At 48.7% G+C, this 20,999-nt stretch carries 16 protein-coding genes and 1 pseudogene; all 17 read left to right on the forward strand.

The window, feature by feature from the left end; translation table 11 throughout:
• Positions 1 to 64: 64 nt before the first annotated feature.
• The 17 genes and pseudogenes from HNR77_RS08000 to ftsZ all read left to right on the forward strand — a co-directional run bounded on the left by HNR77_RS08000 (position 65) and on the right by ftsZ (position 20,926).
• Positions 65 to 1,330: an adenosylhomocysteinase gene (locus HNR77_RS08000; protein WP_184182332.1), complete on the forward strand. Its 1,266-nt coding sequence runs from the start codon at positions 65 to 67 to the stop codon at positions 1,328 to 1,330.
• A gap of 277 nt (positions 1,331 to 1,607) precedes the next feature.
• Complete coding sequence (gene mraZ, locus HNR77_RS08005) at positions 1,608 to 2,045, forward strand: division/cell wall cluster transcriptional repressor MraZ (protein WP_091014054.1); 438 nt, start codon at positions 1,608 to 1,610, stop codon at positions 2,043 to 2,045.
• A gap of 18 nt (positions 2,046 to 2,063) precedes the next feature.
• Entirely contained in the window at positions 2,064 to 3,014 is a 951-nt protein-coding gene (rsmH, locus tag HNR77_RS08010; RefSeq protein WP_184182334.1) for a 16S rRNA (cytosine(1402)-N(4))-methyltransferase RsmH, read from the forward strand.
• A gap of 26 nt (positions 3,015 to 3,040) precedes the next feature.
• On the forward strand, positions 3,041 to 3,469 hold the full coding sequence (locus HNR77_RS08015; RefSeq protein ID WP_184182336.1) for an FtsB/FtsL family cell division protein: 429 nt from the start codon (positions 3,041 to 3,043) through the stop codon (positions 3,467 to 3,469).
• Positions 3,470 to 3,481: 12 nt separating this feature from the next.
• The gene (locus tag HNR77_RS08020; protein WP_184182338.1) at positions 3,482 to 5,830 is read left to right on the forward strand and encodes a penicillin-binding transpeptidase domain-containing protein; all 2,349 of its coding nucleotides are present in this window, start codon (positions 3,482 to 3,484) and stop codon (positions 5,828 to 5,830) included.
• 92 nt (positions 5,831 to 5,922) lie between these two features.
• A complete protein-coding gene (locus tag HNR77_RS08025; RefSeq protein WP_184182340.1) occupies positions 5,923 to 7,875 on the forward strand; it encodes a stage V sporulation protein D in 1,953 nt (650 codons plus the stop codon).
• 70 nt (positions 7,876 to 7,945) lie between these two features.
• The gene (locus tag HNR77_RS08030; protein ID WP_260410396.1) at positions 7,946 to 9,502 is read left to right on the forward strand and encodes a UDP-N-acetylmuramoyl-L-alanyl-D-glutamate--2,6-diaminopimelate ligase; all 1,557 of its coding nucleotides are present in this window, start codon (positions 7,946 to 7,948) and stop codon (positions 9,500 to 9,502) included.
• The gene (locus HNR77_RS08035; RefSeq protein WP_311768595.1) at positions 9,502 to 10,905 is read left to right on the forward strand and encodes a UDP-N-acetylmuramoyl-tripeptide--D-alanyl-D-alanine ligase; all 1,404 of its coding nucleotides are present in this window, start codon (positions 9,502 to 9,504) and stop codon (positions 10,903 to 10,905) included. The genes HNR77_RS08030 and HNR77_RS08035 overlap by 1 nt, the downstream gene beginning before the upstream one ends.
• A gap of 21 nt (positions 10,906 to 10,926) precedes the next feature.
• Positions 10,927 to 11,895: a phospho-N-acetylmuramoyl-pentapeptide-transferase gene (gene mraY / locus HNR77_RS08040; protein WP_123062528.1), complete on the forward strand. Its 969-nt coding sequence runs from the start codon at positions 10,927 to 10,929 to the stop codon at positions 11,893 to 11,895.
• A 3-nt stretch (positions 11,896 to 11,898) separates the two neighbouring features.
• Positions 11,899 to 13,320 carry a UDP-N-acetylmuramoyl-L-alanine--D-glutamate ligase gene (murD, locus tag HNR77_RS08045; RefSeq protein WP_184182344.1) on the forward strand — a complete coding sequence of 474 codons (1,422 nt, stop codon included), beginning with the start codon at positions 11,899 to 11,901 and terminating at the stop codon, positions 13,318 to 13,320.
• 48 nt (positions 13,321 to 13,368) lie between these two features.
• Positions 13,369 to 14,466 carry a stage V sporulation protein E gene (gene spoVE, locus HNR77_RS08050; protein WP_184182346.1) on the forward strand — a complete coding sequence of 366 codons (1,098 nt, stop codon included), beginning with the start codon at positions 13,369 to 13,371 and terminating at the stop codon, positions 14,464 to 14,466.
• A gap of 8 nt (positions 14,467 to 14,474) precedes the next feature.
• Positions 14,475 to 15,584, forward strand: coding sequence for an undecaprenyldiphospho-muramoylpentapeptide beta-N-acetylglucosaminyltransferase (murG, locus tag HNR77_RS08055; RefSeq protein WP_184182348.1), 1,110 nt, complete (start codon positions 14,475 to 14,477; stop codon positions 15,582 to 15,584).
• 155 nt (positions 15,585 to 15,739) lie between these two features.
• Positions 15,740 to 15,835 (forward strand): annotated as a pseudogene (locus tag HNR77_RS30750) (UDP-N-acetylmuramate dehydrogenase); the annotation flags it as partial.
• A gap of 146 nt (positions 15,836 to 15,981) precedes the next feature.
• Entirely contained in the window at positions 15,982 to 17,265 is a 1,284-nt protein-coding gene (gene murA / locus HNR77_RS08060; protein WP_184182350.1) for a UDP-N-acetylglucosamine 1-carboxyvinyltransferase, read from the forward strand.
• A gap of 59 nt (positions 17,266 to 17,324) precedes the next feature.
• Positions 17,325 to 18,092: a cell division protein FtsQ/DivIB gene (locus tag HNR77_RS08065; protein WP_184182352.1), complete on the forward strand. Its 768-nt coding sequence runs from the start codon at positions 17,325 to 17,327 to the stop codon at positions 18,090 to 18,092.
• A gap of 296 nt (positions 18,093 to 18,388) precedes the next feature.
• Entirely contained in the window at positions 18,389 to 19,666 is a 1,278-nt protein-coding gene (gene ftsA, locus HNR77_RS08070) for a cell division protein FtsA (protein ID WP_184182354.1), read from the forward strand.
• A 150-nt stretch (positions 19,667 to 19,816) separates the two neighbouring features.
• On the forward strand, positions 19,817 to 20,926 hold the full coding sequence (gene ftsZ / locus HNR77_RS08075) for a cell division protein FtsZ (RefSeq protein WP_184182356.1): 1,110 nt from the start codon (positions 19,817 to 19,819) through the stop codon (positions 20,924 to 20,926).
• Positions 20,927 to 20,999: the final 73 nt, after the last annotated feature.

The following is a 20,999-nucleotide window of genomic DNA, read 5'->3' on the forward strand; positions in this document are numbered from 1 at the left end:
TTTGTAAGTATGTTGATAGTATGAATGTTTATAATAGAAGAGACACATATGAGGAGGAGATCGAGTGACCACATCTTCACTGCAGAACAGCATCGTTAAAGATATGGGCCTTGCTTCAGAGGGACATTTGAAAATTGATTGGGTTGAGGCCCATATGCCAGTGTTGAACCGAATTCGCCGTCAGTTTGAACAGGATCTTCCATTTAAAGGGCTCAAGGTTGCTATTTGTCTTCATCTGGAAGCAAAAACGGCTTATCTGGCAAAAGTCATTCAGGCTGGTGGGGCTGATGTAACGATTACGCACAGTAATCCGCTCTCCACTCAAGATGATGTTTGTGCAGCTTTGGTTGAAGACGGTGTGACGGTATATGCTAAATATAATCCGGAACCAGCTGAATTCAAGGCATTGCAGCTTCGTGCCCTTGAAGTGAAGCCCGATCTGATCATAGATGATGGCGGAGATTTTGCGACGATTATCGCGTCGGAGCGCCCTGACCTTGCTGCTACGATTCGCGGCGGGGCAGAAGAAACGACAACAGGTATTATTCGACTGAAAGCCTTGGCGAAAGAGGGACAACTGAGATTCCCGATGGTTGCGGTGAATGACGCATATTGCAAATATCTGTTTGATAATCGCTATGGTACGGGACAATCCGCTTTTGACGGGATTATTCGTACAACCAACCTGGTGGTTGCTGGTAAAAATGTTGTCGTTGCTGGCTACGGATGGTGTGGCAAAGGGGTAGCAATGCGTGCCAAAGGCCTGGGGGCCAATGTCATTGTCACTGAAATTGATCCGATTAAAGCGGTCGAAGCTCATATGGACGGTTTCCGGGTGATGACGATGCTGGAGGCGGCGAAGATCGGAGACTTCTTTATCGCAGTGACAGGTAATAAAGATGTTATTACAGGTGAGCATTACGATGTAATGAAAGACGGAGCGATTTTGAGTAATGCGGGTCACTTTGATGTTGAGGTTAACAAACCTGAGCTCGCCAAACGTTCCGAATCCATACGCACCGTTCGCCGCAATATTGAGGAGTATCGCTTCAAGGATGGTCGCAAAATGTATCTTCTTGCAGAAGGACGTTTGGTTAATCTGGGAGCGGCTGACGGGCATCCGGCTGAAATTATGGACACAACCTTTGCGTTGCAAGCGCTTGGCCTGCGGTATGTAAGTGAAAACTACGAGGCTCTAGGCAAAAACGTGGTAAATGTTCCGTATGAGATTGATCAGCAGGTCGCAAGTTACAAGCTGGAAAGTTTGAATATCGCGATTGACACCTTGTCTGCTGAGCAGGAAAAATATTTGGATAGCTGGAAATTTTAAACGATATCCATTAATTACAAGCTGATAACCTGATTCAAAAGATATAGAATGGTGTATTGATGATATGGCTCATATGCGGGTGCACATAATACGATTGCCCGTAACCGGGAAACGTCTTTGATCCTGAATGACAGGATCAGAGACGTTTTTTTTGATGAATTGAAAATAAAAAGCAGGAATGTCAAGAAGGGTTTTGATTTTTTTAACCGAATCTATTATGCTTAGGTGGTGGAAAGTGGGGCAAAGTGGGGGAAATGGGTGAGGAGTGAGTGGACCAATGTTTATGGGAGAGTTTCAGCATAGCATTGATGATAAAGGTCGGGTTATCATTCCGGCTAAATTCCGCGAATCACTCGGATCTTCTTTCGTTGTCACACGAGGTTTGGACCAGTGTCTTTTCGTGTACCCCATGGAGGAGTGGGGGGTCATGGAACAGAAGCTCAAAGCACTGCCACTGATGAAATCTGATGCACGTGCGTTTACCCGGTTTTTTTTCTCAGGTGCAACCGAATGTGAACTGGACAAACAGGGCAGGGTAAATCTGCCGGGCAACTTGAGAGAGTACGCCAAACTGGATAAGGATTGTGTTGTTCTTGGTGTGTCCAACCGGGTGGAGATTTGGAGCAAAGGCATATGGGAGAGTTATTTCAATCAATCCGAGGAAGCATTCAACGACATTGCCGAAAAGCTGGTCGATTTTAATTTTGACTTATAACGTAAGGAGGGGTGCAGGTTGTTTCACCACATCACCGTACTCAAAGAAGAGGCAACCGAGGGACTAAACATCAAGCAGGACGGTATATACGTGGACTGCACTTTAGGAGGCGCGGGACACAGCTCCGTCATTGCATCCAAGTTAGGTCCGGGGGGACGTCTGATCGCACTGGATCAGGATGATTGGGCTTTGGATAATGCACGAGAGAAGCTCGCTGCTTATGAAAACCAGGTTACATTGGTGAAAACCAATTTCAGGGATTTGGAACAGGTTCTCAAGGACCTTGACGTTCCGATGAAAGATGGCATACCGCAAGTGGATGGGATTTTGTATGATCTGGGGGTTTCCTCTCCACAATTTGACGAGGGAGAACGCGGGTTCAGCTACAATCACGATGCACCGCTGGACATGCGTATGGATCAGGATGCTTTTCTGACAGCCAAAGAGATTGTGAATGAGTGGCCGGAAGAAGAGATTGCCCGGATTCTGTATCGTTACGGGGAAGAGAAGTTTTCCAAACGGATCGCTCGTGTCATTGTGGATAAGCGCAGTCAGTCCGAGATCGAAACGACAGGTGAGCTTGTGGAATTGATCAAGGAAGGTATTCCGGCTGCAGCCCGCCGAACCGGTGGACATCCTGCCAAACGAAGTTTTCAGGCGCTGCGTATTGCTGTGAATGATGAACTGGGTGCTTTTGAAGAAGGGCTGCATCAGGCTGTTCGTTGTCTCGCGCCAGGGGGGCGCGTATCTGTAATTACCTTCCATTCTCTTGAGGATCGGATATGTAAGCAGATCTTCAGCAGTTATCTTGAAAAATGCACATGTCCACCTGACTTTCCGTTATGTGTATGCGGCGGCAAAGGGACCCTGCGTCTCGTGAACCGAAAACCGCTGACTCCAACGGAGGCGGAACTTACTGAAAACTCTCGTGCGCGATCAGCCAAGCTGCGTGTAGCTGAGAAATTGTAGAACAAAAATGGAGGAGGAGCCTTCGAATGGCATATACACGTGGCAATCTAGCGGTAAAACCAAAAGCACAAGAGCGTGTAACTCAGCAGAGGTATAAGGAAACCACCAAAGTAGTTACACGTCGAACGGGTCTGCCAGCTCGCGAAAAGTTTCTATATCTGCTCACGCTTATGGCAGTGATTGTTGTGGGGGGAATGCTGATGTCTCGCTACGCACATATTTATGATCTGAACAAGCAGGCCCAGTCAACCATTGCCGACGTCAAGGAAGATCAGAAGGCAATTGCTGATTTGCAAGTGGAGAAAGAAAGACTGAACAATCAGGTAATAGAAAATGCAAAAGCTCTAGGTTACGTTGAAGCTTCCGACAAGGATGTCATTTTTGTACCTCGCACAACAACGACAAACACATCAACGGGTGCTGAATCATCCTCGAATGCAGCTAGCAGCAAATAAAGAGGTGTTTCGATGGTAAAACGAATAAAAATGCGCACGTTGTTAATAGGGGGATTTATTACCCTCTTTTTTCTTGTACTCGTAACGCGTATATTCTTCATTCAGGTAGTCAATGGCGGCGAATGGCAGGAACGGGCAGCAGGTCTGATTGAGAGGGAACAGACGATCAAGGCTGCTCGGGGAACAATTACAGATCGCAACGGCAATGTGCTTGCCACGGATTCACCGGCCTACACGGTTTCAGTGAACCCGCTTTTGATTAATCAATTGGGCATTGAAGACGAAGTGACACAGAAACTGTCCGCTTTGCTGAAAAAAAATGAGAGTGAGATGCGTGCTCTTGTTACAGCGAAGAAGGATGATGGAGAGTTTTTTCAGCAGCGTGAAGTGCGCAGTGAAGGCTACAAAATCAGCCCCGAGCTTGCTGAAAAGGTTAAAGCACTGCGTGAAGAGCTGCAGGATAAGTACAAGGCTGGTAATGCAATTGTCATGACGCAGGAATCCAAGCGTTTTTATCCTGAGCAGACGCTGGCCTCTCATGTGCTCGGTTATATGAGCCGTGACGGTAAAGCAGTCAATGGGCTTGAAGTATCATACAACGATGTTTTGACAGGCACAGACGGCTATTTGAACTATCAGAAGGATGCCAAGGGGATCAAGCTTCCAGATTCACAAGATAGCTACCTGCCGCCTCAAAACGGTAAAAACCTGAAGTTGACAATTGATGATACGATCCAGCTCTATATCGAGGAGGCCATGAAAGAGACGGTTGCCAAGTATAATCCGCTTAGTATGACCGTCATTGCTGCTGATCCCAACACCATGGAAATTCTGGGTATGGCCAATTGGCCAACCTTTAATCCGAATACGTATGCGTCCACGCCCGACCAGAAAAACTTTATCAACCATGCAACGCAGTCCATCTATGAACCGGGTTCCACGTTCAAAATTGTTACGCTTGCGGGCGCCGTGGAAGAGAAATTGTTTGATCCGAATGCAACGTTTGAATCAAAGCCAACGCGTATTGGTGGCTATACCATCAGTGATAATGGGCATTCATATGGACGGATCTCGTATCTTGAAGGTGTGAAGCGCTCCAGTAACATTGCCTTTGTTAACCTTGGTTATAACATGCTTGGAGGAGAGCGGCTGCGCCACTACATAGATCAGTTCGGTTTTGGTAAAAAGACAGGTATTGATCTGCCGAGTGAAGCAGCATCGCCAATCAAACCACTGATTTATAAATCGGAGATTGCTACAGCAGCTTACGGTCACGGTCTCGTTCAAGTAACTCCGATTCAGCAGTTAGCTGCCATCTCGGCCGTTGCCAATGGTGGGAAATTGCTTCAACCTCATCTGGTGAAAGAAATTATTAATCCAAATGACGGTTCAACAGAAGTGATTAAACCTAAAGTTGTTCGTCAGGTGATCTCGAAAGAGTCTGCCAAGCTTGTCAGCGGGTATCTGGAACAGGTCGTAGCTGATCAGACCATCGGTACAGGACGTAATGCCTATATTGAGGGCTACCGCGTTGCAGGCAAGACGGGAACAGCGAGAAAGGTTATTAATGGCCAGTACAGCAAAAGCAAAGATGTCGTTTCGTTTATCGGTTTTGCACCAGTAAACAATCCGAAGATTGCCATGCTGATTGTTATTGACCAGCCAGACGGTACCAACATTGGGGGAGGCACTGCGGCTGCTCCGGTGTTCAAAAAGGTTGTAAGCCAAACGCTGCAATATATGGGCGTTCCGAAAGATACCGCCAAAACGAATGACAAAAAGTCAAAAGAAACGGTTGTATTGCAGGCCAAGGCTCCAGACTTGAGTGGTAAAACAGCGAAGCAGGCCAGAAGTCAGCTTCTGAACTCGGGTATCGCTTATGTAACACTGGGTCAGGGCGAAAATGTCATTCGACAGTATCCGCAGGCCGGGGCTTCGATGAATCCGGGCCAGCGTGTGTATCTGCTCACTGAGGAAAGCAGCAAGATGAAGGTGCCTGATCTGACCGGTGAATCCCTGCGTGATGCTTTAGAAATACTTTCACTCATGAAGGTGGGAGTTACGACCAAGGGTGAGGGATACGTTGTGAAGCAGAAGGAACAGGTGTCAGGCGAACAGCGTACAGTACAGCTGACGTTACAGACAGCGAAGGCCGCCGTAACCGGCATCGCTGATGAAGCGCCAGATTCATCCGATCCGGACGCAGAGAACAAGGATGAGACTGCGAAAACCGATGATAAGGCTGCAACGGAGGAGAAAGGCGAGTCTGGGGGCATCCAGAGTCAAAGCGACTCCCAAACGCAGACGAATCAGGAAGCAACCTCGGATTCATCAGCCGATAAAGGGGCTTCGCTTCCATAAGCTTCATAGACAGCTTGTTCTAACCCCCGGTTGTCCTGAATATTCATGAATGAGACAGTTCATGATTTTGGGACGAGTGGGGGGATCTTTTCGTGAAGGGATCAAGTGTGAATCTGCGGCGCAGGCTGCTGTGGAGTTTATTGATTTTGGTGATATTATTCTCAGCCCTGGTGATCAGGCTTGCTTATGTACAGTTGGGTCAAGGTCCGGAATTATCGGCAAAAGCGGAGGAATCCTGGCGCCGCAACATACCCTATACAGCCAAAAGAGGAGAGATCCTTGATCGAAACGGAACCGCTCTGGCCTATAACGTAACTACTCCGACAATTATGGCGATCCCGGCTCAGGTCAAGGAAGCCGAGACAACGGCTCGCGCGCTTGCACCGTTATTGGGTATGACGGAAGAAAAAGTGCTGGCAACCATCAAGAAAAGAGAGCTAATCGTACGACTACAACCCGGCGGCCGCAAAATTACGATGGAGAAAGCTCAGCGCATCCGTGATTTGAAGCTTCCGGGTATCGTTGTTGCCGAGGATAATAAACGTTTCTATCCGTATGATGATCTGGCTGCCCACATTCTTGGATTTACAGGTATTGACAATCAGGGGCTGACGGGTGTGGAAAAAAGGTATGATGACAAGCTGAACGGTCTGAATGGCAGTGTATCCTACTTGTCCGATGCGGCCGGAAGGCTTATGCCGGGCTCATCCGAGAAGTATGTGGAACCGAAGGACGGGCTTAATCTCAAGCTGACGATTGATAAATCCATTCAGTCGATTATGGAACGTGAGCTCGATCAGGCTATGGTCAAGTTTCAGGCCAATTCCGCTCTGGCAATTGCAATGAATCCCAAGACAGGCGAGATTCTGGGGATGTCGAGCCGCCCGGGCTATGAGCCGGCAGATTATCAGCAGTACCCGTCGGAGATTTATAACCGAAATCTGCCGATCTGGATGACCTATGAACCAGGTTCAACCTTCAAGATCATTACACTCGCTGCTGCGCTGGAAGAAAAAAAGGTGAATCTGCAGCAGGATCAATTTTTTGATCCAGGCTTTGTCGAGGTTGGCGGTGCGCGTCTTCGCTGCTGGAAGAAGGGAGGGCATGGAAGCCAGACCTTCCTTCAGGTGGTAGAGAACTCTTGTAACCCGGGCTTTGTCGCTTTGGGACAAAAGCTTGGCAAAGAGTCCTTGTTTTCCTATATCCGAAATTTCGGTTTTGGTACCAAAACGGGAATCGATCTTAGTGGTGAAGCAAGCGGTATCCTTTTTAAATTATCCAATGTAGGTCCTGTCGAGCTTGCCACAACAGCTTTCGGTCAAGGTGTATCTGTTACGCCTATTCAGCAGGTAGCTGCGGTATCCGCTGCGATCAACGGAGGCAAGCTCTACAAACCTTATGTGACGAAGGCCTGGGTACATCCCGAAACCGGAGAGGTATTGGAGGAAGTGAAGCCCGAACTGGTTCGTCAGGTGATCTCGGAGAATACATCCAAGCAAGTGCGAGAAGCGCTTGAAAGTGTCGTAGCCAAAGGTACAGGACGTCCGGCATTTATTGACGGGTACCGGGTCGGCGGCAAAACGGGTACAGCTCAGAAGGTTATTAATGGACGTTATTCCTCCACCGAGCATATTGTATCTTTTATCGGATTCGCTCCAGCCGATGACCCACAGATCGTTGTATATACTGCAGTGGATAATCCCAAGGGCATTCAATTCGGGGGTGTGGTTGCCGCTCCGATTGTGCAAAATATTCTGGAGGATTCACTGCACTACATGAATGTGCCTGTACGCAAGGATCAGCTTTCCAAAGAGTATAAGTACGGTGAAACCAAAATTGTGACGGTTCCTGATCTTACCGGCGCAACGGTTGCAGATTTGTACGAGGACCTGAATATGAATTTTATGCTGGCAAAGTCCGGCAGTGGCAAATATGTAATTAATCAGGCACCCAAACCTGGGGCGAGGGTGGATCAAGGCTCAACGATACGCATATATATGGGTGACGTGCTGAAGGATGGGCATGACCATAGCAAGGACGAATGAGTGGGCAGGAGCGGGTTTCTGGCATACACCGCAACAAAATTCTTTAAAGTGCGTTTCATTATTTGGTGATATGGCCGATATTAATAATGCAGCGTATCCGTTAATTACAGAAGTCTATTTGAAAAGTGAGGTTATTCATGTGCTTTTAAACCAATTTGAATCCAAGTTGACGACCGCTCGTCTTGTAGGCGACTCCAATATAGAATGCCACAACCTTCAGACAGATTCCCGGCAGGTTCAGCCGGGTGATCTGTTTATCTGTCTTCCGGGGCATACGGTGGACGGTCATGATTATGCTGCAAAAGCAGTGGAAGCAGGAGCGTCAGCTCTTGTGGTGGAGCGTCAGCTGGATCTGCCTGTGCCGCAGCTGATTGTCAAAGACAGTCGTTTTGCAATGGCCGTTCTCTCGGACTTCTTTTTCGACTCGCCAAGCCGCAAAATGAAAATGATTGGTGTAACAGGCACCAACGGCAAAACAACCACTACGTATTTGATCGAGAAAATTATGAGCGATTACGGTCAGAAAACAGGGCTAATCGGTACGATTCAGATGCGCTATGATGGGCGTACCTATCCGATGTCCGGAACAACGCCTGAGGCGCTTGATCTGCAGCGCAGTCTGCATGATATGGTTCAGGCCGGTACGGACTGCTGCGTGATGGAGGTTTCATCTCATGCGCTGGAGCAGGGGCGTGTCAAAGGTACAGATTTCCGCACAGCGGTATTCACCAACCTGACGCAGGATCACCTGGACTACCATCACTCGATGGAGGAGTATCGTGGAGCTAAAGGGCTCTTCTTTGCACGGCTGGGAAACACCTACGCTGATGAAGCTTCCCGTCGCAAATATGCGGTAATCAACGCAGATGATCCGGCAGCGGCATATTTTATTTCAGTAACAGCTGCTGAAGTGATTACATACGGCATGGGAGAAAATGCAGATGTGCATGCTTCGGAAATCTCGATCACAGCTCAGGGAACGTCATTCCATGTAGATACCTTTGCAGGCAGCACTGACATTGGGCTGCGTATGGTAGGCAAATTCAATGTGTACAATGCAATGGCAGCAATCTCTGCAGCACTGGTGGAGGGGGTTCCACTGGAAGAGATCAAGCGCAGTCTGGAAACTGTTCCAGGCGTGGATGGCAGAGTGGAGGCCGTTGATGAAGGGCAGCCTTACGCCGTTATCGTCGATTACGCTCATACACCGGATGGACTCGAGAATGTACTGCGTACCGTCAAAGAGTTTGCAGCAGGACGAGTGATCTGTGTGTTTGGCTGCGGCGGTGACCGTGATCGAACCAAGCGGCCGTTGATGGGGAAAATTGCTGCGAAGTATAGTGATTTTGTGCTGGTAACTTCCGACAATCCGCGGACGGAAAATCCGGATATGATTCTGAAGGACATTGAACAGGGGCTGATTGAAGATGCTGTTCCGGCTGAGCGGTACACTTTGATTGTGGATCGGCGTCTGGCAATCCATGAAGCTATTGAAATGGCAAGCCCAGCCGATGTAGTATTGATTGCGGGCAAGGGTCACGAGACTTATCAGATTATAGGTACGACCAAGACTGATTTTGATGACCGAATCATAGCCAAAGAAGCGATAAGGGGTAAATCCAATTGATAAAACGAACATTGGCGCAAATCGCCGAAATGTGTGGCGGTACAATAAATGACGCTGCCGTCTATAGCGGAGTTATGGCCGAAGGGGTGTTTACCGATTCCCGTAAACCGATAACAGGCAGTCTGTTTATCCCTTTGGTTGGTGAACGTTTTGATGGACATGAATTTGTGCAGGCATGCCTGGAGCAGGGAGCTGCAGGTGCCATGTGGCAAAAGGATCACGGACTTCCCCCGCAGGGCGCTGTTATTATCGTCGAGGATACACTCGCGGCCTTGCAGTCACTTGCTTCAGCCTATTTGACCGAGAGTCAGGCGTCTGTCGTAGGCATCACGGGCAGCAACGGCAAAACAACAACCAAGGATATTGTAGATGCTCTTCTCTCCACGACATTCAAAGTGCATAAAACGCAGGGCAACTTCAATAATCATATTGGTCTACCCTTGACGGTATTGAGTATGCCCGAGGATACAGAGATAATCATTCTTGAAATGGGCATGAGCGGCCGGGGCGAAATTAAAGAGTTGTCTCTTATTGCGCAGCCCGATGCTGCAATCATTACAAACATTGGTGAATCACATCTGCTGCAGCTTGGATCAAGACTCGAGATTGCGAGAGCCAAGGCTGAAATTGCTGCGGGATTGAAAACGAACGGGCTGCTCATCTACAACGGAGACGAGCCTTTGATTGCTCAGGTGCTGGGTGAGTCCGAGACCAGACAGCCAGAGAACATGCAGCGATTTACCTTTGGCTTGCAAGCCGGGAATGATGATTATGCAACAGGGCTGATGAACGCGCAGAATAGCATGGTGTTTACAACGAAGCAGTCCGGGGAGCAAGCATATACGCTTCCGCTGCTGGGCACGCATAATGTGGTCAACTGTCTGGCTGCGATGGCTGTGGCACGTCATTTTGGCGTTACCTCAGAGAATATGGCGGCAGGTTTATCACAGCTGAAGCTGACAGGTATGCGTATTGAGGTGACACAGGCGCTTAGTGGGCTGACTCTCCTGAATGATGCATATAATGCAAGCCCGACTTCGATGAAGGCGGCCATTGATGTGTTGGAAGGTCTGAAAGGATATCGGATGAAGGTTGCCGTGCTCGGAGATATGCTTGAATTAGGTCCTCAGGAGGAGCAGCTTCATCATGAGATAGGCATGTATATTACCCCTGCCAAAGTGGATAGAGTGCTGGTATACGGACCGTTATCCCTGCATATTGCCGAGGGAGCGAGGAAGCATATGGAGGCAGATGCTGTGCATGCCTTTGACAGTAAAGAAGCGTTGAGCCGTTATTTGCTGGAGCATCTTCATGCCAGAGACGTTGTTCTGTTCAAGGCCTCCCGAGGCATGAAGCTGGAGGATGTGGTTCAGGCACTGCAGACAGCACCATTACACAATTGAGTAGACTAGAGGGGTGAACCCATGGATTTCCAAGTGTTACTGTTAACAATCGGCGTTTCATTTATTCTGGCGGTGATTGCCGCACCGCTTCTCATTCCGCTGCTGCGCCGAATGAAATTCGGGCAGCAGGTCAGAGAGGATGGACCTCAGAGCCATCTGAAAAAAAGCGGAACACCAACGATGGGCGGAGTCGTGATTTTACTTGCCTTCACGTTGGCTTTTCTTAAATTCTCGGCGGTCAAGAACACCGATTTTTATGTGCTGCTTGTCGCAACGCTGGGATTTGGACTCATTGGATTTCTGGATGACTATATCAAAATTGTATTCAAGCGTTCGCTTGGACTTACAGCCAGACAAAAAATGCTGGGACAGCTGCTCTTCAGTGCCCTGATGTGTTATTTGCTTATTCAAAATGGACACAGCACCGCGATTTCCATTCCCGGAACCTCGGTTTCATTTGACTGGACAGGGTGGTTTTATTATCCGTTTGTTGTATTTATGATGCTTGCCATTACGAATGCGGTGAACTTCACGGACGGACTTGATGGTTTGCTTTCTGGAGTCAGTGCGATTGCGTTTGGAGCCTTTGCTATTGTAGCGATGCAGGCAACGTCAATGCCAGCCGCCGTGTGTGCAGCTGCGATGATTGGGGCTGTTCTTGGTTTCCTGGTCTACAATGCACATCCAGCCAAGGTATTTATGGGCGATACGGGCTCACTCGGAATCGGGGGGGCAATCGGCGCGATTGCTATCGTTACGAAGACAGAGCTTCTCTTCCTCGTCATTGGAGGTATTTTTGTCATCGAGGTTCTCTCTGTCGTGATCCAGGTCGTATCTTTCAAGACCCGTGGCAAACGTGTATTCAAAATGAGTCCCATTCATCATCATTTTGAGCTGAGTGGCTGGTCAGAATGGCGGGTTGTCATTACCTTTTGGGCGGTAGGTGCGATTTTGGCCGCTCTTGGACTTTATCTCAACAAGGGGTTGTAAACTATGAACCATCCAGAAACCTATCGCGGACAGCAAGTGGTTGTGCTTGGACTTGCGAAGAGCGGTGTACAAGTTGCCAAAGTGCTGCATCGTGCCGGGGCAATCGTTACGGTAAATGACAAAAAAGAAAGAGAACAGTGTCCCGAAGCTTCTGAACTGGAGGCTTTGGGAATTTCTGTTGTATGCGGTGGACACCCGACTGACCTCATTCATGATCAGGTGAAGCTGGTTGTGAAAAACCCGGGCATTCCTTACCGTGCCGCTCCAGTGCAGCAAGCGCTGGAATTAGGAATTGAAGTGGTGACAGAGGTAGAAGTGGCGTACCACCTCTGTGCAGCACCTATGATTGGCATTACAGGCTCTAACGGAAAAACAACAACAACAACCTGGGTAGGTAATATGCTGGAGCAAGCAGGTCTGAAGCCTATTGTTGCCGGCAATATTGGCACTCCACTCTGTGAGGCGGCTGAGCAGGCTGTGTCCGATAACTGGATGGTGGTGGAACTGAGCAGCTTCCAGCTGAAAGGCACCGTTGAGTTTCGTCCGCGCATTGCTGCGCTGCTTAACGTGGCAGAGACTCATCTCGATTACCATGGAGATATGGAAGATTATATCGCTTCCAAAGCAAAGCTCTTTGCAAACCAGCAAGCAGATGATGTTGCTGTTTTGAATTGGGATGATGCGGTCTGTCGCGGGCTGGTTCCTTATATCAAAAGCAAACTGATTCCGTTCTCGCTGACTGAACGACTTGAGACAGGAGTATATGCTGACCCGCCATATGTGGATGACCTGGAGGATGATGTGAAACGTCAGGTGGTCTACGCAGATGACCAGGGCAAGAAGCTTGTCATCATGGACATAGGGAACATTGGCCTTCCCGGCCGCTTTAATGTGGGCAACGCACTTGCTGCTGTAGCGATCGCCGTTGCGGCTGGTGCTGATCCTGCACAGCTGGCTGCACCGCTTGCCGAGTTCAAAGGCGTTGAGCATCGACTTGAGTATGTGCTGGAGCACAATGGCTCGGCGTATTATAACAATTCCAAAGCAACCAATTCCAAAGCAACGGTAATGGCATTGAATTCCTTTAAGAAACCGGTTGTGCTCATTGCGGGCGGCCTGGATCGTGGCTCGGATATGATGGAGCTGTTGCCAGTGTTTGAAGATCGTGTCAAAGCGGTCGTGCTGCTGGGTGAAAATCGGGCCAAAATTGCCAAAGTCGCAGAGCTTGCCGGACTAAAGCAAATTAAGGTCGTCGATAATGAGGAGGACGCTGCCCGTACATTAACGGCTGCCGTTCAAGAGGCAGCAAGGCTTGCTGCACCGGGTGATGTTGTTTTGCTGTCACCTGCATGTGCGAGTTGGGACATGTTTGCTTCCTATGAAGAACGGGGACGCATTTTTAAACAGGCGGCGCATAACTTGTAAGTAGGGGGGTGGAAAAGCCCCTACTTCCATGCAAGGGGTGGCCTCCTGATGAAACAGACGCGACCGGCGCCGGACATTTGGCTCCTGATTTGTATTTTGGCTTTGCTTGCCATCGGCATCATCATGGTATACAGTGCAGGTTCGGTGCTTGCTTTTCGCAACTATGGCGATTCATTTTATTTTGTGAAAAGACAGATTTTGTTCGCAGTACTGGGACTGGCAGCGATGTTTGTAACAACGAATGTGGATTACAGGGTGTGGAGGAAATATGCCAAGCCCATTTTAATTGTTTGTTTTATTATGCTCATTGCCGTGTTAATCCCGGGGATTGGTGTCGTTCGTGGAGGTGCACGGAGCTGGCTGGGCATCGGATCCTTCGGTATTCAGCCCTCCGAGTTTATGAAGCTGGGCATGATCCTGTTTCTTGCCCACTGGCTGAGCAAAGATCCTGGCAAGATTCAGACCTTTACAACGGGGCTGCTGCCTCCCTTGGGGCTGATGGGGGTCGCCTTTGGCATCATTATGCTGCAGCCGGATTTAGGTACAGGCACTGTAATGATGGGAGCTTCCATGCTTATCATTTTTACAACGGGTGCACGCATGAAACATCTGGCTTTGCTTGCATTAGGGGGAGTGGCAGGCTTTGCGGCATTGATCGCGGCTGCGCCTTACCGTTTGCAGCGAATTACTGCATTTCTGGACCCGTGGTCCGATCCGCTTGGGGCAGGGTATCAGATCATTCAGTCGCTCTACGCCATCGGTCCGGGTGGACTGGCAGGTCTCGGTCTGGGCATGAGCCGGCAAAAGTACAGTTATGTGCCTGAGCCGCAGACGGACTTTATTTTTAGCATTTTGACAGAAGAGCTTGGTTTCATTGGTGGAATAATCGTTTTATTATTGTTTCTGGTACTGGTGTGGAGAGGCATGCGTGTAGCGATGACCGTTCCAGATGCCTTTGGCAGTCTGCTGGGCGTGGGCATTATCGGCATGGTTGCTGTGCAGGTCATTATTAATATCGGTGTCGTGATTGGCCTGATGCCTGTTACGGGCATTACACTGCCGCTGATTAGCTATGGTGGATCATCCTTAACGCTTATGCTCACGGCACTAGGTATATTATTGAATTTATCCCGTTATGCGAGGTGACTTATACGATGCGAGTCGTTCTTAGCGGCGGCGGTACGGGGGGACATATCTATCCGGCCGTTGCCATAGCAAGACAATGCGAGGCGGAGAACCCGGACTCGACATTTCTATACATTGGCGGGACGCGCGGGCTGGAGAGCAAACTTGTTCCGCAGGAGGAAATTCCGTTTAAGTCTATTGATATTACTGGCTTTCGCCGTAAGTTATCTCTTGAAAATGTGAAAACCATTATGCGTTTCGTTCAAGGGGTACGCAAGTCCAAAAAAATGCTGAAGGAATTCAAGCCGGATGTTGTCATTGGTACAGGCGGATATGTTTGCGGACCTGTAGTGTATGCGGCAGCGAAGCTTGGAATTCCATCTGTAATTCATGAACAAAATGCAATTCCAGGTTTGACCAACAAGTTCTTGATGCGTTATGTGGACACCGTTGCGGTCAGCTTTGAAGGCTCTGAAAAATCATTCTCGGGTGCTAAAAAAGTTATCTATACCGGCAACCCGCGAGCAACAACGGTCGCTCAGGCCAGTCGGGATCGAGGCTTCGCTACACTTGGCGTGCCGATGGACAGCAGGGTTGTGCTTGTTGTTGGTGGAAGCCGGGGAGCCAAAGCCATTAATCAGGCGATGATCGAGATGGCGCCTCTGCTCGAACAGTTGCATGATGTACATGTGGTTTACGTTACAGGAGAGACCTATTTCGATGAAACCCGTGAAGCGATTCGCAGTTCACTTGGAACGATGCCTAATCATCTGCATGTGCTTCCTTATGTGCATAACATGCCAGAAGTGCTGGCCTGCACTTCGCTGATTGTCAATCGGGCGGGAGCTTCATTCCTGGCAGAAATTACGTCACTGGGCATTCCGTCCATTCTGATTCCTTCGCCAAACGTGACGAACAACCATCAGGAAGCTAATGCGCGTACCCTTGAAAAGGGCGGGGCATCAGTCACTATGCTGGAGAGAGACCTTACAGGCCAAGGGTTGTATGAAGCGATCGCGGGTATTATGAACGATGAATCGGGGCGTAAACAGATGGCAGCGGCCTCACGAAAATTAGGTAAACCGGATGCCGCTGAAGTGCTTGTGAGCGAGATCAAACGTCTTGCTTCACGGCGGTAATGTGCGTTAGTGGGCGATTGTCACACACCAGACGGGACTGACATAAGATACCGTATAAATCGTGACAATCGTTCCATGATACCGCAGCACAGCATTCAAGCCGCAGAAAACGCATGTTGAGGTGAAGAGTTTGGAGCCCGGCCTCAAGGTGTGATATTCCGGTATTGTTCGGTGGAGCTGTAGGATGGATTGCAGGTGCTCATGGATCGGATGTGTCACGGATATTTCAATTCGCTGGGATTGTACTGGAGATGATCCAGGCCAAGCGACAGCAGAGGACGTCTTCACCCTTATGCAGCCTATTCAGAGCAAAATATCATCTCATAACGGTATGAAGGTATATTCTTGGTACCGTATGTCTTCGCAGTGGGTGAGCGTAAACCCCGGAGGTGATACATTGGACAAATTGGTGATTGAAGGCGGGAGACCCCTATCAGGAACCATACGCATCCATGGAGCAAAAAATGCCGCTTTACCGATTATGGCCGCAAGTTTGCTCGCAGACGGTGAAATTACGCTGCACAACGTTCCACACTTGCTGGACATCGAAGTAATGCTGTATATCCTGGAACGGCTTGGATGCACGTGTCGGCATGAACAGGGAACCGTGACGATTAATACGTCGCAGATTCGGTCACATGATGTGCCAGAAGATCTCATGAAACAGATGCGCTCCTCCATTTTTCTAATGGGGCCATTGCTGGCAAGATTCCGGAAGGTTTCCGTATATCAGCCTGGTGGCTGCGCGATTGGAGAACGGAAAATTGATCTTCACCTTCGTGGTCTGGAAGCTCTCGGAGCACGGATTGAAGAGCAGGATCAGCAAATCATCTGTCATGGAGCTCATCTGACAGGTGCGGATATTCATCTCGATTTTCCAAGTGTAGGAGCAACCGAGAATATTATGATGGCGGCTGTGCTGGCTGAGGGGACAACGACGATATTCAATGCGGCGAGAGAGCCAGAGATTCAGGATTTACAGCACTTTCTGAATGCAATGGGTGCACGTATTATGGGTGCAGGGACCGACACAATTACGATCAGTGGTGTTAAGAAGCTGCAGCCATGCACCTATGGGATCATTCCTGATCGTATTGTGGCCGGCACGGTTATGATCGCTGCTGCTGCAACCCGAGGTAATGTTACGCTCACACAGTGCAACCCGTCACACCTTACTTCACTTATACATGTGTTGAAGCGCACTGGTGTTCAAATCACAGTCTGCAATGATATAATGACTGTGAGTTGCATGACTCGCCCGAAATCGGTGGATCGTATTGTGACTTCTCCATACCCTTCATTCCCCACCGATCTGCAATCACAGATTATGGTGCTGCTCAGTTTGGCAGACGGGTTTAGCGTGATGAAAGAAACGGTATTTGAAGGCCGGTTCAAACATGTGGATGAATTGAATGTCATGGGAGCCGATATTTCGGTGGATCTGAATGCAGCATTTATCCGTGGAGTTCCAAGGCTGTATGGCGCTACTGTGGAAGCAACAGACCTCCGTGCAGGTGCTGCTTTGGTTATTGCAGGACTGGCGGCTCAAGGTAAGACGGTTGTGGAGCAAGTGCACCACATTGACAGGGGATATGATCGGATCGAAAATTTATTTCAGAGTCTTGGAGCCTCGGTGGAGAGACAGTCAACTGTTTCGAAACAGTTGGATTTTGCCAATTAACGTCCTTGGCGTCCCCTTCTTGAAAGGGAGGGGGACCTGAGGCTTTGTGGAGCGTTATTATGCCTAAAAGTCAAATTCCGGTTCTCAAGGAGAATCGCCCAAAAAGAAACACAAGCCGAAAAGTTGTAATTATCCTGTTATTATTATTTATTGTATTACTGGCCGTATTATTCTTTCGTTCTTCGATGAGCCGTATATCAGCCATCGAAATTACGGGTAATGTATACACGGCGACTTCGGAGCTACTGGATAAAAGCGGTTTGAAAGAAGGCGACCAGTTTTTTGGAACAACCGCTTCTGAAATCATCGACCGTCTCAAAACGATTAAAGCTGTTTCAACCGTTACGGTGGACAAGCAGTTTCCCGGAACGATTCACATCAAGGTTCAGGAATATCCCACTGTCGCTTATGAACTTGACTCCAGCGGCGCATTGAAAGCAATCCTGTCCAGTGGGACAAGCCTGAATGTTCCACCAACGATTGGCGTTGCAGTAGAGAAGCCGATTCTGACGCAATGGAAGCCGAATGATCCGCTCAAAGCAAAACTGAGTCAGGCGCTGGCTCAAATTCCGAACGAGCTGACTACAGACATTTCTGAGATTATTCCGAACCCGACACCTTCATTTCCGGATCAGATTCGCATGTACACCAAATCACAGTTTGAAGTGATTACAACGATATCGTTGTTAACGGATAAAGTGGAGTATTTGAATCAGGTGATTGAAACAGAGCGGCCGGGCAAAATTACGATGCTTGAGGCAGATACGTATGTGCCGTTTATCCCCGATGATGAAGAGAATGACGCAGAACCAGGAACAAAGCCCTGAACATTCGCTTGTCTTGCTTTATGCAATACGCAAAAGTGTAGGCGGGGTAAGGCTTTGGGCCCGGCTGATGTGTGAAACTTGTTCTTTCTGAAAATAAGAAAAAATGGTACACTTGAGCTTATGGCACTTGAAATGCCTCCTTCTTTTTTCTTCAAGGTTTTATGTTTCGCAACCAGAACTTGGCACCCAAAAAAATTGTAGAAAAAAGAGGGAAAGTCTAAAGTGTGTTGAATATGTTTTAATGAGTGTTTGAACCCGAACGTAATTTATTATTGAAGTCAGGAGGTGCCACAGACTTGAGCAACAATGACATCATTGTTAGTTTGGACATCGGTACATCCAAAATTCGCGCTATTATTGGGGAAATTAATAATGGAACCTTTAATATTATTGGAGTTGGATCTGCCGACTCGGAAGGAATTCGCAAAGGTGTAATCGTAGATATCGATCAGACGGTGCAGTCGATCCGCAATGCAGTGGATCATGCCGAGCGTATGGTAGGTATTCAAATATCCGAAGTATATGTTGGAATCTCAGGGAATCACATCGGACTGATGAGCAGTCACGGTGTGGTGGCAGTATCGAACGAGGATCGTGAGATCGGAGAAGAAGACATGGAACGGGTGTTAAAAGCAGCCGAGGTCATTGCGGTTCCGCCGGAACGGGAAATTATCGATGTTGTCGCCAAGCAGTATGTTGTAGACGGCTTGGAAGGCATACAGGACCCGCGGGGTATGATTGGTGTTCGTCTCGAGGTTGAAGCGACCATCATTACGGGTGCAAAAACCGCGATACATAATCTTTTGCGCTGCGTGGAAAAAGCGGGATTAAAAGTGAGTGATCTCGTTCTCATGTCACTTGGAGCGGGCCAACTGGCTTTGTCCAAGGATGAGAAAACGATGGGATCGGTACTCGTGGATATCGGAGCCGGGGCAACAACCATCGCGATCTTTGAAGAGAACAGCATGGTTGCAACTTCGACTTTGCCAATTGGTGGGGAATTTGTAACGAATGATATTGCTTATGGTTTGCGTACTCTGACGGATCAGGCGGAGAAAGTAAAGTTGAAATACGGCTGCGCCTGGCTTGATGATGCTGCTGCAGATGTGATGTTTAAAGTTACCCGCATTGGCAGCAATGTAGACAAGGAGTTTTCACAAGAGGATCTGGCGGCCATTATTGAACCAAGGGTTCAGGAAATATTTCAGATGATCGGTCAGGAAGTGAAACGCCTTGGTTACAACGAGCTGCCTGGAGGTTATATACTTACGGGTGGTACGGTCTCCATGCCGGGTGTACTGCAAGTAGCACAGCATGAGCTTGCTGCATCGGTGCGGGTTGCCGTTCCGGATTACATTGGAGTGCGTGATCCTGGATATACCAGCGGTGTTGGGATTTTGCACAATGTTATTCGCGGTTTGCGCATCAGGCCCTCGAGTAGCGGCGGCGGTAACAACAATAACACCAATAACAAAAAACCGACGAACCGTCCGAAGCCGAATACGGCACAGGAATCGGAACAAAAACCCGGTCTGTTCGAACGACTGAAGAATATGTTCAGTGAATTTATATAACAGGTTGGATCCATTTCATACATTCTTGAAGCCGTCTGAATGCGCTGGTACTAAAATAAACGCTTTCGTTCGTCGATATATGAAATTGATTCGGTTCAAATCAAAAATTGGACGGGCCATCCATGCACATTGAGGGGGAGATGGAATAATATGTTGGAATTTGATTTTGAGATGGAGAGCTTGGCTCAGATTAAGGTCATCGGGGTAGGCGGCGGCGGAAGCAACGCGGTTAACCGAATGATTGAAGGTGGAGTACAAGGTGTTGAATTTATTACAGTGAATACGGATGCTCAGGCTTTACACCTGGCAAAATCCGAGCATAAACTGCAAATCGGTGATAAATTAACCCGTGGTCTTGGTGCTGGTGCCAACCCGGATGTAGGTAAAAAAGCAGCGGAAGAGTCTCGAGAGCTGATCATGAACACTCTTAAAGGGGCGGACATGGTATTTGTTACAGCAGGTATGGGCGGCGGTACAGGTACTGGAGCAGCTCCAGTCATCGCTGAAATTGCCAAGGAGTGCGGTGCACTTACTGTCGGTGTCGTAACACGTCCCTTCACTTTTGAAGGCCGCAAGCGTTCCACCCATGCAGAACAAGGGATTGAAGCTCTCAAGGAGAAAGTGGACACGCTGATTGTCATTCCTAATGATCGTTTGCTTGAGATTGTTGACAAAAAGACGCCGATGCTGGAAGCATTCCGTCAAGCGGATAATGTACTGCGTCAAGCCGTACAAGGTATCTCTGATCTTATCAAAGTGCCGGGTCTGATCAACCTTGACTTTGCAGACGTCAAAACGATCATGCATGAGCGCGGCTCAGCCCTGATGGGGATTGGTGAGGCAACTGGTGAGAATCGTGCAGCTGAAGCGGCACGCAAAGCTATTATGAGTCCGTTGCTGGAGACGTCCATTGAAGGCGCGCGCGGTGTCATTATGAACATTACAGGCGGCATTAACCTGTCTCTGTATGAAGTCAATGAAGCAGCTGAGATCGTCACTTCGGCTTCCGATCCGGAAGTGAATATGATCTTTGGTGCGATTATTGACGAAGATTTGAAAGAGGAGATCAAGGTTACGGTCATCGCTACCGGATTCGAAGATAAACCTGCGGCTCCGCCAGTGCGTAAACCTGCTGCGGCAGCAGAAACAGGAGAGACCCGCTCGCCGAATCTTCGTCCATTCGGAAATCAGCCGAGCAGTGATCAGCTGGACATTCCGACATTTTTACGTAATCGTTCCCGCAACAACAATAACGAATAAATGATTGATCTTTACCTGGAAACCCGGTACTGCTTCTGAAGCAGCCGGGTTTTTCTGTTTTTTTATATAGCGT

Source organism: Paenibacillus sp. JGP012, assembly GCF_014203995.1.
GTDB classification, from domain to species: Bacteria; Bacillota; Bacilli; order Paenibacillales; family Paenibacillaceae; genus Paenibacillus; species Paenibacillus silvae.

What these genes read in the sequence shown, in the direction of transcription:
- mraZ (WP_091014054.1), top strand. Translation starts at nt 1,608, where the DNA reads ATGTTTATGGGAGAGTTTCAGCATAGCATTGATGATAAAGGTCGGGTT.
- murD (WP_184182344.1), top strand. Translation starts at nt 11,899, where the DNA reads ATGAACCATCCAGAAACCTATCGCGGACAGCAAGTGGTTGTGCTTGGA.
- mraY (WP_123062528.1), top strand. Translation starts at nt 10,927, where the DNA reads ATGGATTTCCAAGTGTTACTGTTAACAATCGGCGTTTCATTTATTCTG.
- HNR77_RS08065 (WP_184182352.1), top strand. Translation starts at nt 17,325, where the DNA reads ATGCCTAAAAGTCAAATTCCGGTTCTCAAGGAGAATCGCCCAAAAAGA.
- murG (WP_184182348.1), top strand. Translation starts at nt 14,475, where the DNA reads ATGCGAGTCGTTCTTAGCGGCGGCGGTACGGGGGGACATATCTATCCG.
- HNR77_RS08015 (WP_184182336.1), top strand. Translation starts at nt 3,041, where the DNA reads ATGGCATATACACGTGGCAATCTAGCGGTAAAACCAAAAGCACAAGAG.
- HNR77_RS08020 (WP_184182338.1), top strand. Translation starts at nt 3,482, where the DNA reads ATGGTAAAACGAATAAAAATGCGCACGTTGTTAATAGGGGGATTTATT.
- HNR77_RS08030 (WP_260410396.1), top strand. Translation starts at nt 7,946, where the DNA reads ATGGCCGATATTAATAATGCAGCGTATCCGTTAATTACAGAAGTCTAT.
- spoVE (WP_184182346.1), top strand. Translation starts at nt 13,369, where the DNA reads ATGAAACAGACGCGACCGGCGCCGGACATTTGGCTCCTGATTTGTATT.
- ftsZ (WP_184182356.1), top strand. Translation starts at nt 19,817, where the DNA reads ATGTTGGAATTTGATTTTGAGATGGAGAGCTTGGCTCAGATTAAGGTC.